Origin of the sequence: Kocuria sp. WRN011 (assembly GCF_002295155.1) — a bacterium.
Classification (GTDB): domain Bacteria; phylum Actinomycetota; class Actinomycetes; order Actinomycetales; family Micrococcaceae; genus Kocuria; species Kocuria carniphila.
Genome location: NZ_NSGI01000005.1, coordinates 1 through 13,594 on the forward strand (window position 1 = coordinate 1; position 13,594 = coordinate 13,594).

Annotated in this window: 11 protein-coding genes and 1 tRNA gene; 5 read left to right on the forward strand and 7 right to left on the reverse strand. The window is 63.8% G+C overall.

Annotation, left to right across the window (positions count from 1 at the left end):
• Positions 1-870: 870 nt before the first annotated feature.
• From CKW39_RS07820 to CKW39_RS07835, 4 genes are all read right to left on the reverse strand, one after another.
• Positions 871-957, reverse strand: a tRNA-Leu gene (locus CKW39_RS07820).
• A 103-nt stretch (positions 958-1,060) separates the two neighbouring features.
• Positions 1,061-1,903 (reverse strand): metal-dependent hydrolase, encoded by an 843-nt coding sequence (locus CKW39_RS07825; RefSeq protein WP_095797592.1) that lies wholly within the window; start codon positions 1,901-1,903, stop codon positions 1,061-1,063.
• Between the two features lie 96 nt (positions 1,904-1,999).
• A complete protein-coding gene (locus CKW39_RS07830) occupies positions 2,000-2,323 on the reverse strand; it encodes a hypothetical protein (protein ID WP_095797593.1) in 324 nt (107 codons plus the stop codon).
• Between the two features lie 7 nt (positions 2,324-2,330).
• Entirely contained in the window at positions 2,331-2,960 is a 630-nt protein-coding gene (locus CKW39_RS07835) for a YdcF family protein (RefSeq protein WP_254049333.1), read from the reverse strand.
• A 106-nt stretch (positions 2,961-3,066) separates the two neighbouring features.
• Between CKW39_RS07835 and CKW39_RS07840 the strand changes: the two genes are divergently transcribed.
• Positions 3,067-3,543: a thioesterase family protein gene (locus tag CKW39_RS07840; protein ID WP_095797594.1), complete on the forward strand. Its 477-nt coding sequence runs from the start codon at positions 3,067-3,069 to the stop codon at positions 3,541-3,543.
• Between the two features lie 13 nt (positions 3,544-3,556).
• Here CKW39_RS07840 and CKW39_RS07845 read toward each other — a convergent pair whose 3' ends face one another.
• The 3 genes from CKW39_RS07845 to CKW39_RS07855 all read right to left on the reverse strand — a co-directional run bounded on the left by CKW39_RS07845 (position 3,557) and on the right by CKW39_RS07855 (position 5,899).
• Complete coding sequence (locus CKW39_RS07845) at positions 3,557-4,111, reverse strand: DUF2617 family protein (protein ID WP_095797595.1); 555 nt, start codon at positions 4,109-4,111, stop codon at positions 3,557-3,559.
• A 178-nt stretch (positions 4,112-4,289) separates the two neighbouring features.
• The gene (locus CKW39_RS07850) at positions 4,290-5,246 is read right to left on the reverse strand and encodes an aldo/keto reductase family oxidoreductase (protein ID WP_095797596.1); all 957 of its coding nucleotides are present in this window, start codon (positions 5,244-5,246) and stop codon (positions 4,290-4,292) included.
• Positions 5,243-5,899, reverse strand: coding sequence for a tetratricopeptide repeat protein (locus CKW39_RS07855; RefSeq protein ID WP_095797597.1), 657 nt, complete (start codon positions 5,897-5,899; stop codon positions 5,243-5,245). The genes CKW39_RS07850 and CKW39_RS07855 overlap by 4 nt, the downstream gene beginning before the upstream one ends.
• Positions 5,900-6,005: 106 nt before the next feature.
• On the opposite strand from CKW39_RS07855, the gene CKW39_RS07860 reads away from it, so the two are divergent.
• The 4 genes from CKW39_RS07860 to CKW39_RS07875 all read left to right on the forward strand — a co-directional run bounded on the left by CKW39_RS07860 (position 6,006) and on the right by CKW39_RS07875 (position 13,444).
• Positions 6,006-6,449: a YsnF/AvaK domain-containing protein gene (locus CKW39_RS07860; RefSeq protein WP_095797598.1), complete on the forward strand. Its 444-nt coding sequence runs from the start codon at positions 6,006-6,008 to the stop codon at positions 6,447-6,449.
• 147 nt (positions 6,450-6,596) lie between these two features.
• The gene (locus tag CKW39_RS07865; protein WP_095797599.1) at positions 6,597-7,169 is read left to right on the forward strand and encodes a histidine phosphatase family protein; all 573 of its coding nucleotides are present in this window, start codon (positions 6,597-6,599) and stop codon (positions 7,167-7,169) included.
• A 291-nt stretch (positions 7,170-7,460) separates the two neighbouring features.
• Positions 7,461-12,506: an NAD-glutamate dehydrogenase gene (locus CKW39_RS07870; RefSeq protein ID WP_095797600.1), complete on the forward strand. Its 5,046-nt coding sequence runs from the start codon at positions 7,461-7,463 to the stop codon at positions 12,504-12,506.
• A gap of 125 nt (positions 12,507-12,631) precedes the next feature.
• Positions 12,632-13,444: a LysM domain-containing protein gene (locus CKW39_RS07875; RefSeq protein ID WP_095797601.1), complete on the forward strand. Its 813-nt coding sequence runs from the start codon at positions 12,632-12,634 to the stop codon at positions 13,442-13,444.
• Positions 13,445-13,594: the final 150 nt, after the last annotated feature.

Here is a 13,594-nt window from a genome sequence, read left to right on the forward strand (position 1 = left end):
CGGCCAGTTCCATCACCGGCACCAGCCCGGCGGACCCGATGAGGTTCGGCTCGTCGAAGGAAACTGACACGGCAGCAGGCGTGTGGGAAACTTGCATCTGCGAGATGCCCTCTCATCGCGGTGGAACAGAACCCTGAACAAGTCCCATTCTTCCCGGTCAGACGGGCATCCCGTCTTTAATTGCGGCCTAAGCCCAGCATGCTCATCGGTGGATCAAGGCTAAGCCAGTCTCCGCAACGGTGGCGCCCTCTGGGGAAAGGTGGAGTCCATGGGACGCGGCCAGGCCCAAGGCGTCAGCGAGTGTGCTCATGGCAGGATTCTCCCACCTGCATTTGGGGCGATGCTTGGACCCATCGGTGCGGGGAGTGTATTCAGTTCAACGGTAACGCCGTGGCCCTGGAACCGGACACAAAATGGTCGACGATAAGATCATCCGGCGGGCTCAGGCGCAGTCTGGTAGAAGGTTACGCCATCGCGGGTTAGCCGGTTGCAGGCTCGTCGACGATAACGCCCTCATGCGAGATCAACATGCCGGGTGATCGACGTTAAGGCCAGAAATCAGCTGGTTTTGGGTTCTGCTGTCGACCAGAATGCAGGGGCGGCGAATCTGGGTCGGAACGTCGAGGAATGCGCAGTCAGGCACTTCCGTCGAGCGCACCATCGTTCACGAGGCTCTTGAGGTAGGTGCTCCAATGCGGGTTCCGAAGAGTCTGAGATCTGTGGCGCGAGAACCCACACTAGGCCGCGTTAACGCAACGTACCTCGACCTCAGATGTCACGGACTGCCAACCCCGCAAGCATGCACGTTGCGGACAACGAAAAACCGGCTGTCGATAAGGTGTTTTACCTTGTCAACAGCCGGTTTCACTGTGGTGCGCGAGGGGGGAGTTGAACCCCCACGCCCTCTCGGGCACACGGACCTGAACCGTGCGCGTCTGCCTATTCCGCCACTCGCGCTTGTTTATTCACTCGGCTTCCGCCGGTGAACAACGTTGAGTAGCCTACCCGATGCCTGATGCGTTTGGCGAATCGCCGTGCATGGCCTCCCGTCGCAACTGCATCACCCCAGAGTCACGCCACCCCATGCAGCCAAGGCGCACGCCAGACCGACCACCGCGTACACGCTGATGGGCGTCAGCACAGCCAGTTCCATGCCGGATCCGGCCTTTCCCAGAATGGGAAAACGCACAAAGGATCTGCCCCGGTAAAACGTGGACGGCACCGGCAAACGAGGGCGCAACGGCCACAGCAAGTGAATCCCCTGCGTGGTCACCATGTCGCCGATCATGTGCACCGCACACCCCAAAGCCACGGCAATCACGAACCACGACGGATGGTCCGGGGGATTGGTGGCCACCACGATTCCCAGGCCGATGGCCACTAGCCAGTTGGCATGCGAAACCCGGCCCGGAAGAAACGCCAGGACCTTCACCGCGAACGCGATCATCAACACCGACAGTACGGCGGCCAGTGGCCACACCTGCCCGGGTAGCGCCGCAACAACGGCGGGGGCAGAATCATCGCCACTCGACTCCGCCAACCATCGCAGTCCGTCGCCCACGGGGAGGGCGGCGTTCTGCGACAACCACGCCAGCAGGGTAAACACGAGCAGCCCGATCAGAGAGTGAGTTCCTCGTCGATGGCCGCCCGACAACCGAGAGACGATCCGCGCTAACCATCCCGAGAACGGCGGCAGAGAGCGCGCCACAGTTCCGCTGGGGTGATCGATATCCGGCAACAGCGCGGCGCCCGCGCAGATCAGGGCGCCTGTCACCACCCCCGCGTCACCCACGGGGAGTACACCGAATCCGATCGGCACAGAAAAGTCGGAAAATTGCAGGGTGTAGTCGGCGGTCAGCGCCACCCATGCAGCGGCACCACACGCAGCATGGCTCGGCCCCATCACTGGGACATCACGGTCAACACGCACTCTCCGATCGCGGGCTCGTCGGTCATGAAGCCCCACGTTAGGAACGTGGTCAGACACGCATAAGGACCCTCAGGACTCGGTGTGCAACAGCGTCCAGCCGGCGGAATCCACGTCCACCGCAACCCACGGGTCATCCGGGGACGGAGTTGCTGAAGACCCACCAGCGGAGACCTCATCCAAGGCCTCGATCACCAGTGGTCGCGGGGCCACTACCGCCACGCATTCCCCGCGGTACTCATCGGCTGCGTTCTCGACGGCGCCTACCAAATCCATAGGTGTGCGGACATACGGCGACACCACCTGGGCCACACGAAAACGCGAGGTGGGCAGGTTGTCGGCCGCGGCGGCGTCGGCGACGAAAACCACCGTGGCGGGACATTGGAGATCACTCACGAGAACCTCAATCCAACTCTTTCGGGTTGCCTGGAAACTGCTGTTCGCACCCGGGTGTGAGCCAGGCCTTCACGTACCCGCCGCTCTGGTACACGTACTGCCGCAGTGTTCGCAGTGGTGTGAACTCGTAGTCGGTCGCGGCCATCCATAACTCACCGTGATAGCAGCGCTCCAGGATCATGCGCGCCCGCGGCACGTGCTGTTTGAACGTCACGGCAGTCACGGTGTCCCAACCGCGCTCAGCGGCCAGGTCGCGCAACTGCATGGCCTCGCCCTGGGTGGTGGAGGGATTGGGCTGGAAGCAGATGACCTCGTAATCGGTGCGCGGGGTGCAGAAATCCTTATCCTCGTAGTACTGCACCATGGCGGGCGGATCATCGGGCTGAGCGTCGGGGGTCGCAATGACCAGCACGGGCGCGATGCCACGCTCCATCAATCCCTGCGCTGTGGCCATGCGTTGGGTATCCGGAGGGCCGAGCACCAGCAGCGCATCGGACATCGCGGGTTCCTCCGTGCGGGGGTGCTCCAGCACGGCCCAGCAGACGGCTAGCCATCCGGCCACGGCCACTGCTAACGCCGCAACCAGCAGGGTGAGCCAACGATGCCGCTTGGTCTCGGCAGGCTCCTGAACCGTCACCCAAATACCCCCATCAGAACATGGACGCGGATATCATCTCATTCATCCCCGGCAATCCCGTGAGCTGCCGGCGACCATGACAAATCTGCACGTGAGGAGCGCCGATATGCGATCGAACGAGTACCTGGAACGCTCCGTCACCTGTCAGGTCCCGTTGCGTTGGGGCGACATGGACCCTTACGGGCACGTGAACAACGTGGAGGTCATCCGCGTTCTTGAAGAGGCTCGAATCGCGACCTTCGGTGTGCCCGTGGGCACGGGCGAGCAAATTGCCCCGGCCAAGATCCCGCTGTTCTCGGTTCTCCCGAACGGCACCCAGGCGCTCATTGCCGAACACCGCGTCAAGTACCTGCGCCCGCTGGCCTACCGCAACGTCCCCACGGAGGTTCGCGTGTGGGTCGTCTCGGCCAAGGCAGCCACGTTGGAACTCGGCTTTGAAATCGTCGACGCCGCCGACGGCGCGCCCTGCGTTCGCGCGCTGACCCAACTCGCGCTGTTCGTCCCGGAAACACAAACAGTTCTGCGCATCACCAAGGAACAGCGGGAACTGTTGGAGCCGTACACGGCGCCGTCACCGTTCTGAGCGCGGAGAGTGGCTACGCAGCCACTCCCTGCGGCACCGCCGTGAGGTGCAACTGCGCGCGGGTGCGAACCATACAGCCGGATTCCGGCAGGGTTCGCCACGTCCACCACATGAGGGTGTTTTCCACCGGATCCATGTGACAGCACGCCGCGGTAATCGCGGTGGGCTCCTCGGGATCCTGGACGCACAGCGCGAGAGGCGCGTTGTCGAGCCGATCACGTAGCTGCTTCAACGTTTTGACCAGTCCGCGCTGCGAGTGCGAGGTCACCGTGCATCCCACTTCGAAATCGGTCGCGAAACCTGTGGGGTTGGGAAGGCGCCGGAGAATGGGCAGGTCCGGGGCGGCGTCGTCGAAAAGGCCGATCGTCTCCACCCAATGATCGTCGCCGTGGGTGATGACCAGTTGGTGCTGGCCGGGGGCGACCCGTAATTCCACGGTGGTGAGTTCATCGATCGCGTAGGACCGAGTCGCGGTCGCCTCCACCACGGGAAGGTCGGTGCGATAACTGAACTCATCCGGTTCACACACCACGTGCCCAGGCGTGCGGGTAAGCCAAGGTCGGTTCATGGATACTCTCCCTGTCAACCGTCGCAGCCCGCGACGGCTCCTTTACAAAAGAAAATAGCCATGTGGGCTGCCAGGATCAAGCTTATGAAGGTCACCGTTTGGTGACGATCACTTCGTGCCCTAGTCAGGCCTCACTTCGGACAATACTCTTTTCGCTCGGAACCCCAGGACACGACACTTACGGCAATGAATGACCGCGCGCGGCCGTCCAGAGCTCATACCAGTCCGTGTGAGTCATGTCCTCGGCGGCTTGCGGTGCCTGGGCACACGCGCGGATCCGCTCCGGGTTCATGGTCCCCACCACCGGGCGGATCGCGTACGGGTGGCGCAGCAACCAGCCCACGACCACGGCCTCGCGGGAGACATTCATGCGTTCAGCCAGGCGTTCGACGACGCCGCTCGTGGCCTCCGCGGTCCGGTCACCTTGGGGTGCCTGGCGGCCGGAGTAGATGCCGTCCGCCATGGCGCCCCATGCTTGGACTTCGATCTCGTCCGCCGCGCAATGAGTCAGTAGACCCTCGGGAAAGTTGTACTCGGTGCCCTCGGTCTGATTGCCCAGGATCTGGGTTTCGACGAAGTCACGGTGGGCCAGGCTCATCTGAATTTGAACGGCGGTGAGCGGAGTGCACAGGACCTGCTGGAACGCCGCGACGTGGCGCAAGGTCATGTTGGACAACCCCACGGAGTTGATCAAGCCTTCTGAGCGCAGATCATCCAGGGCCTGGCCTGTTTCACCCAGAGTGGTCAACGGGTCCGGCCGGTGCAGAATCAGCCGTTCCACGCTGTCCACGCCCAACCGCTCCAACGAGCCCTCAAGGCTCGCGCGAATGGTGTCCCGATCCAGGCGGTAGTGCACCGGGGAATCTTCGGGGCCGGTATTGCCCGGGATGCGAATGCCGCACTTGGTCTGCAGCTTGATCCCTTGGCGGAGCTCCGGATCCTCCGCGAGGATGCGGCCGAAGATCGTCTCGGACTTTCCTGCGGCGTAGATGTCAGCGTGGTCGAAAAGGTCGAACCCGGTCTGGTGAGCGGCGCGCACGGCGGTGTGAGCGGCGTCGAACTGGGTGCTGGTGATCTCGGAACGATCCCACGGCCCGCCCAGGGCCATGCAACCGTAAATCAGCGGAAAGCTCATGAATCGGAACCCTTGTGTTTGTGGTGGCGATGGTGGTGGGAGGCCTGCTGGCGCAAACGTGCGGCCTCACCATAGGCGGCAGCGGACTCCTCCATCTTGCCCAGGTACTGGTAGACGATGCCTAACTCGGTGTAGCAATCGGACTGGTCACGCTGGGAATCAGGGGTTGCCTGATAGAAATCCAACGCGCGGTTGTACGCGGTGACGGACTGGGCCCGGCGCTTGGTGGCGTTGTAGACGCGCGCCAGGTTGACGTAGCACTCCGCTTGATCCTTGGGCTCGTGCGGCGCGTCCAAGTACTGCCCCAGGGCGTCCAGTAAGTGGGACTCAGCGCGGGGGTAGTCTCGGTCCTCCACGAACAACGACCCCAGGATCAAATGCGCGCGACCCTTGGGTTTGCTGCTGTCCGTAATCTGTCCGAAGTACTCCAAGCAGCGCTGGTACTCGGTGATCGCCTTGTCCCGCACGTTCATGACCACGTACAAGTGGCCCAAATTGTAGTGGCACGCTGCGAGCTCACGCTGGGTCTGTTGGGTCTCCTTGAACAACTCGATCGCCTGCCGGTATGCGGTTTCGGCCTGCGAGAGTTCGCCCCGGTCCTCGGCGTCCAGGGCACGTGTGAAATAACCGTTGCCATCATCCGAATAGCTCATCAGCTCATCCTTTCGGGACCCACCGGGGTAGCTCCAAATGCTACACGGTAGGTCGCAACATAACCCGGCTGATAATCTCTAGAACACACTCTTTCAGGAGGTCAGGATGGCAGTACAGAACAGCGTTCCCGGGCAGGACCCGCGGGATTCGCATCGTGAAGAAATGCTCGATGACCAGGCCGCATCCGTGGTTCGTCATGAAGAGCGCCTGGTGATCAACCGTCAGCAGGAGGAGACCGGCAAGCTCCGTCTCCGCAAGTACGTGATTGAAGAGCCTGTCCGTCAGGAAGTGACCGTCGGACACGACGAGCCCGATGTGGTTCGCACCCCCATTACCGAAGAGGAACGCCAGTCATTCCTGGACGGTCGCGAGTTGCCCCTGGGCGAGGACGAACTCATCCTGTACCGCACCGAGGCCGTGGTCCAGACCGTGCGCGTTCCCTACCAGCGTGTCCGCCTGGTGGCCCAACGCACCGAGCGCACCGAAGTCATTGAGGACACCCTCCGCAAGGAGCGCATCGACATCGAGACGGATGATCGCCGCGCCTAGTCTTTTGTTTTCTTATGTGGCCCGGAATCTCCGATCGACGGAGGCTCCGGGCCACACTCATTTATGTGTGTTCTTTTCCGCATGTGCATTTTCGTGGGTGGCGGGTGCAAAAAAGGACAAGTTCGTGACTGCGGGTAGCGTTGAGGCGTGACTGATTCCTCTCTTTCCCTCATCCGCCACGGTCAGACCGACTGGAACTTCGCTCGCCGGCTGCAGGGTCGCACCGATATCCCCCTCAACGAGACCGGCCGAGAACAGGCCCGTGAAGTGGGCCGCGAGCTGGCGGCGTCGGAAGAGCACTGGGACGTACTGGTTTCCTCGCCGCTGTCCCGTGCTCGGGAGACTGCGGAAATCATCGGCGAAGCGGTCGGTCTTGAAGTCTCGCGAGTGTATGACGATCTGATCGAGCGCAGCTTTGGCGACATTGAGGGCTACGACTGCAGCCACATGACCGAGGAAGAGCGCCACGCGTTCATGGAACAGCATGGTGAACACACTGCGGACCTGGTGGACCGAGGGGTGGCGGTGCTCCAGCAGATCATCGACGACTACCCAGGGCAGAACGTGATGATCGTCAGCCACGGATCGTTCATTCGCCTCACGGCCGGGCACATCCTGAACCGGAAACTGCGCAGCCTGGAAAACGGGGAAGTGGTGACCGTGACGGCGGATGAGGTGACCGCAGCGGCGTCGTCAGTCCAGGGCGGCGCTGTGAATTAAGGTTCGCTATCCCGCGAAACGAGCCGAAAAAGGGGGATAGCCAACCATGGATCTGTGGTTAATGAGTGAACCCTCGAGAATCGACCGGCGGTCGTCGCACTCCCGCGCGTTCACTCCCCGCTCAACTCCAATGGTGGCCCTTGGTCTCGGGGAGTCATAGGCTGGGATGAGACTCGGCAATGCGGCCGACCGCGCGTGCTGCTGCCCAAGAGGGCGTGGCCGCGCGTTTGGATTTCCAGCGGCCGTGCGTACCCACCTCGAATCGACTGCGAGCAAAGGCGTGATGCAGACGTGACCTCTCCCGAAGCGACCGACACCCAAGTGATCCCGGCGGTGTGGCAACGCCCGCAGTGGAGCGGAGACCAGCAGTGGATCACCGAGTACTACCGGACGGTTCCGGATGCTGATGTGGCCACCCACAGTCAGGACACCTTGAGCAAGCTCGCGGAGCACCACCGCGAAGTCGGTAAGTACCGAAACAAGGGTGAACTCTGCGTGGATGTTCGACAGGGCTCCAACGGCACGGAGCTCTACATGGTCACGGACGACATGCCGTTCCTGGTCTCCACATTGACCACCGAGATTGCCGCCAAGTGGGGCGGTGCCCGGTTGGTACTTCACCCCCTGCTGCTCGCCACCCGAATGGGTTCCGAGCACGAGCTGGAGTCCTTGGACCAGGTCCCCAACATCTCAACGGCCTCTTCCGGGGATACGACCGCCATTCCGCTGGTCCCTCTGACTCCCAATGCCACGCCGCGTTCGAGCGAGGGTGGGTCCACCACCACGGTCATCGAGTCCTGGATCCGCATGGAACTGCAAAGCGATCTGAACGAGTCGGAGCGCGAGGACCTCAAGCAGTATTTGGGCAAACTCGTCTCGGACGTTCGCCGGGTGGACGAGGACCAAGACCAGATGCACGCCACGGTCGCGGAGCTTGCACAGACCCTGGACGGCCTGCGTGACATCCAGTTCGAGGATGGTTCCCAATTACCGGACGTCGATTCCGCCAAGGAGTTCCTCGACTGGTTGAGGGCCGGCAACTTCGTCTTCATGGGCATCAAGCGCTACGACCTTGAGACGAACGGCGACGACGCTGCCCTGCACTCGCGCCCGCAGACCGGGCTCGGCCTGCTCCGTGAAGCGGGCGCGGAGGGCCACGCGCAGAAGCTCACGGGTCTGGGGCGCATCCACGCTGAAGACCACCAGGTCGTGTTCGTCACCAAGGCCAACCGTCGCTCGTCCATCCACCGCCGTGAATACTTGGATTACATCGGGGTGCGCACGTTCGCCAAGGACGGCACGGTCACCGGCGAGTACCTGATCCTGGGCCTCTTCTCCCGCCGCGCCTATTCGGTCCCGGCCCACCAGACGCCCGTGGTACGGGACAAGGTGGAAACCGTGATCGAGCGCTTCGGATTCCTCCCGGACAGCCACTCCGCGCGAGACCTCATGGGCATCATCGAGGACTACCCGCGCGACGAGCTCTTCCACATGACCAGCGACAAGCTCTACGAGACGGCCAAGGGTGTGCTGGGGCTCAACGAACGCCGCCAGACACGGGTGTTCCTGCGTCAGGACACGTTCGGCCGCTTCATGTCCGCGGTGGTCTTCCTGCCGCGCGACCGCTACAACACCTCCGTGCGCGAACGCATCGAGGAGCAGTTGCAGGATGTGTTCCAGGCGGAGGCCATTGACTTCGAGGTGCGGCTGACCTCGTCCTCGTTGGCGCGTCTCTTCTTCCGCATCCGTTTGCCGTACACCGGCGAGGTGCGTGAATTCGATCAGGAGAACCTCGAGCACCGCCTGCGCGCGGCCGTTCGTTCGTGGCCCGATACGCTCACCCGCGCCATCCGCCTCGGTTTCGATTCCGACGACGCCGCTCGGCTGACTCCCCTGTGGACCCACGCCTTCCCGGGTGCGTACCGCGAGGACTACGAGATCGACGAGGCCGTCGAAGACTTGCAGCGCTGCGAAGAGCTGTGGGGCCGGGACCCGGACTTCCCCGCGGAGGTGCGCGTAGCCGAACACGACGGTCAAGTGCGTCTGAACATCTACCTGACCCAGGCGCTGTCGCTGACCGAGCTGCTGCCGTTGCTGCACAACATGGGGCTGAAGGTGCTGGATCAGCGCCCGTACACTGTGACCCCGTCCGACGGGCGCGAATTCCAGTTGTACGACTTCGGTGTGGAATTGCCCGCGGGCGTGGACACCCACGGCCCGGAGGACGCCAAGACCGAGGACCTCATCGAGGACACCCTGTGCGCGATCCTCTCCGGCCGTTCCGAGTCGGATTCGTTGGACCGCCTGGTGCTGACCGAGCGCATGAGCTGGCGCGCCGTGGCCGTACTGCGGTCCTACGTGCGCTACCTCCTGCAGTTGGGCTACGCGAACTCGTTCGAGTTCATTGCGGACACCCTGCTGGACTACCCGGAAGCCACTCGCGAACTGTCCGAGTACTTCCGCTCGAGCTTCGATCCGGAGCGTTTCGAGGACACCGAACAGGGGCGTGAGGAACGCTCGCAGGCACGCGAATCCGCCCGGGAACGCCTCGACAAGGTCTTGGACGACGTTCCCTCGCTGGATGCGGACCGGCTCTTCCGTGCCCTGGCCAATGTGGTCGGTGCAACGCTGCGCACCAACGTGTACCAGGAGCGCCCCACCATGGCGTTCAAGCTGGACCCGCAGGCGATCAACGCGGCCCCGCATCCCCGCCCGAAATTCGAGATCTGGGTGTGGTCCCCGCGCGTCGAGGGCACGCACCTGCGTTTCGGACACGTGGCCCGCGGTGGTCTGCGCTGGTCCGACCGTCGTGAAGACTTCCGCACCGAGGTGCTCGGCCTGGTCAAGGCGCAGATGGTCAAGAACGCGGTGATCGTGCCGGACGGCGCTAAGGGCGGGTTCTTCCCCAAGCAGCTCCCGGACCCGCAGCAGGACCGCGAAGGGTGGCTCGAGGAAGGCCGCGAGGCCTACAAGCTGTTCATCGCCTCGCTGCTGGACGTCACTGACAACATCACCCATGACTCCAACGCCGAGCCCAATGCGGAGGTCTCCGACGATGACTCCAAGGACGCCGCCGAGGCTCCGGAGACGCCCCAGGGGGACACCGTCCTGCACCCGGATCGCGTGATCCGCAGGGACGAGGACGACTCCTACCTGGTGGTCGCGGCGGACAAGGGAACCGCAGCGTTCTCCGATACCGCCAACGCCATCTCACTGGACCGGAACTTCTGGTTGGGTGATGCGTTCGCTTCCGGCGGCTCGGTCGGTTACGACCACAAGGCGATGGGCATCACCGCTCGTGGCGCGTGGGAGTCGGTCAAACGGCACTTCTTCGAACTCGGTGTCGACACCCAGTCCGAGGCGTTCACCGTGGTGGGCATCGGCGACATGTCAGGCGATGTGTTCGGCAACGGCATGCTGCTCTCCGAGCACATCAAGCTGATCGCAGCTTTCGACCACCGCGACGTGTTCCTGGACCCGAATCCGGACACCGCGGCGTCGTACAAGGAACGCGAGCGGTTGTTCAACGCGGGCCGTACGTCCTGGCAGGACTTCGACAAGTCCGTGATCTCCGAGGGCGGCGGCGTGTACTCGCGCCAGGAGAAGTCCATTCCGATCAGTCCGCAGGTCCGCAATGCGCTCGGCCTGGAGGAAGGCGTGGAAGCCATGGCTCCGCAGGAACTGGTGCGAGCCATCCTGCTGGCTCCGGCGGATCTGCTCTACAACGGCGGAATCGGCACGTACGTGAAGTCATCCCTTGAGACCAACCAGGACGTGGGGGACAAGGCCAATGACCCCATCCGCGTCAATGGTGAAGACCTGCGCGTCAGGGTGATCGGCGAGGGCGGCAATCTGGGCGCCACTCAACTGGGTCGCATCGAGGCTGCTCGCAACGGAATTCTCGTCAACACGGACGCCATCGACAACTCCGGCGGTGTGGAATCCTCCGACCGTGAGGTCAACATCAAGATCCTGGTGGACCGTATGGTCGAAGCCGGAAAGTTGAGTCAGGACGAGCGCGCGGACTTCATTGAGTCCATGACCGATGAGGTTGCGGACCTGGTGCTGCGCACCAACGTGGCGCAGAACGTGCTCCTGACCACCGAACGCGCTCGCGGACCGGAGTTCGCGGAAACGTTCATCCGGTTGATGCACTGGCTCGAGGACGAAGCCGACCTGGACCGGGAACTCGAGTTCCTGCCGACGGACGAGCAGCTGCGCGAGCGAGCGGAAAACGGTGAGTCCCTGACCGGTCCGGAGCTGTCCGTGCTCACCGCGTACACCAAGATTCAGCTGACGGGAGCGCTCACCCACAGCGACCTGGCGGACGATCCTTGGTTCGACGCGACACTCGAGAACTACTTCCCCACGCAGATCCGGGAGAAGTTCGGCGAGGACATCCAGACCCACCCGTTGCGCAAGCAGATCATCGCGACCATGGTGGCCAACAAGATCATCAACTATGGCGGCATCGCCTTCGCCTACCGCGTGGTGGATGACTCGGGCGCCAACCTGGCCGATCTGGCACGGGTGTTCACCGCCGCCGTGGAGATTTTCGAGCTGGAGCCCTACGTGGCCCGTCACGCCGAGCTGGGTACGGACGTTCCGCTGGAGATGTGGAACAAGTTGACCCTGCGCATGCGGCGTCTGCTGGACCGCGTGGTGCGTTGGTTCCTCAACCGCAGCGACTCCGAGGCGACCATCCAGGAACTCGTGGATGCCTACAAGCCCACCGTGCAGTTGCGCTTCGGCGAACAGCAGCTCATGAGCTCGCAGTCCCAGGAGCGCGTTAGCGCGGATACCGAACTGGCCGAGCGTCAGGGTGTGCCCAAGGACCTGGCGGTCGAATGGGCCGAGCTCCTCGACGCGTTCGCACTGCTGGATGTCGCACGCCTGGCTCAGGCCGGCGGCGTTCAGGTGGCGGGCGAGCGGGCCGGTGAGCACGCGGCGTCGTCGTCCGAGGGCGATGAGCACGTGACCGTGGAGACCATTGCCAAGGTCTACTTCGCCCTGTTCGACCGTTACGGCTTGGAGAATCTGCTGGATCGCATCACCGCGCTCCCGCAGACCACTCGGTGGGAGAACATGGCACGGATCTCCATGCGCGAGGACCTCTACTCCACACTCGTGGCGCTGGCGGCCCAGGCACTGGAATCCCCGGGCAGCAATGCGCAGGAGAAGGTGGCGTCCTGGGAGCAGGACAACCAGGACCGTCTGGCGCGGTTGCGCGATGTGCTCGGCGAGATCGAGGGCATGTCGTCCGGCGGTGACGCCGGTGCGGAACTTGCCGCGCTCTCCGTGGCCCTGCGCACCATGCGCAGCGCCCTGACGGAGTAACTCACAGCTAGGGAAACCCGGGTTGGCGCGTGTGCGTCGGCCCGGGTTTTTCGTTGCCCGTCCGGTAGCGTGAGCTGCATCACAACTGACACTGATGACCCCTCGTTCGAGGGATAGGAGACATCATGCAGAAAAAGGCTTACAAGGGCTTGGCCCCTCTCGCGCTCGCCGCAGCATTGGCGCTGACGGCGTGCGGCGGCGGCGGCGAGAATGCGGAGAATTCGAACACCGACGCCGCCGCGACCGCCGGGGCCACGGGTGGCGCCACAAGTGGCGCATCCGAAGGTGCCGGTAACGGAGCATCAGGTGGTGCGACCGGTGGTTCGGGCGAAGGGTCCGGTGAAGGTGCGGGCGATGATGCCACTGCTGGCGCTGAGGGTGGCGCGGCGGGTGGCGCCGGCGGCGCTGCCGCGGGAGAGGCAGGCTCGGAGGGCGGATCCGGCTCTGGCGACGGTGTCGGTGGTGATGGTTCCGGCGGCGCCGGAACCGAGGGCTCTGGCGGTGCCGGTGGTGGCGCGGACGGTCCGGGCGGTTCCGGTTCGGGTGAGGCGGGCGCAGGCGGCGGTTCAGCTGAGGCCGGCGCCGGTGGCTCTGGTGCAGGTGCTGACGGTTCGGGTGCGGGTGCCGGAGCTGGTGCCGGCGGCGGTTCGGGATCAGGCGGCGACGGTTCGGGATCTGCTGAGGCGGGCGCGGGTGCGGATTCCGGAGCTGCCGAAGCTGGCGGCGGTGCAGGTTCGGGCGGCGCGGGCTACGAGCCGATCGACAACGGCACGGGCACCATTCCCGCCGGTGAATACACGGTTCAGGCCGGTGACAACCTTGGCTCCATCGCCCAGCGTTCCGGCGTGACGGTGGATGAGCTCTACGCCGCCAATCGCGACAAGGTCCAGCTCCACCTGATCCGCGCGGGTCAGAGCATCACGATCCCCCAGCGCTGATGCCCGGCCCGGGTCGCAGTCTCATCGACGCTATGACCCGGGCCATGCCAGCTCTGTAAACCAGCCGACGTTACGGCCCGGGCCATGCCAGCTCTGTAAATCAGTGGACGTTACGGCCCGAAAATCGCACTTTGCGGGTTGTAAAGTCGA

Bases quoted from the DNA above. Each gene is read 5' to 3' on its own strand.
- CKW39_RS07825 (WP_095797592.1), bottom strand. From the start codon at position 1,903: ATGGGGCCGAGCCATGCTGCGTGTGGTGCCGCTGCATGGGTGGCGCTG.
- CKW39_RS07840 (WP_095797594.1), top strand. From the start codon at position 3,067: ATGCGATCGAACGAGTACCTGGAACGCTCCGTCACCTGTCAGGTCCCG.
- CKW39_RS07845 (WP_095797595.1), bottom strand. From the start codon at position 4,111: ATGAACCGACCTTGGCTTACCCGCACGCCTGGGCACGTGGTGTGTGAA.
- CKW39_RS07850 (WP_095797596.1), bottom strand. From the start codon at position 5,246: ATGAGCTTTCCGCTGATTTACGGTTGCATGGCCCTGGGCGGGCCGTGG.
- CKW39_RS07855 (WP_095797597.1), bottom strand. From the start codon at position 5,899: ATGAGCTATTCGGATGATGGCAACGGTTATTTCACACGTGCCCTGGAC.
- CKW39_RS07860 (WP_095797598.1), top strand. From the start codon at position 6,006: ATGGCAGTACAGAACAGCGTTCCCGGGCAGGACCCGCGGGATTCGCAT.
- CKW39_RS07875 (WP_095797601.1), top strand. From the start codon at position 12,632: ATGCAGAAAAAGGCTTACAAGGGCTTGGCCCCTCTCGCGCTCGCCGCA.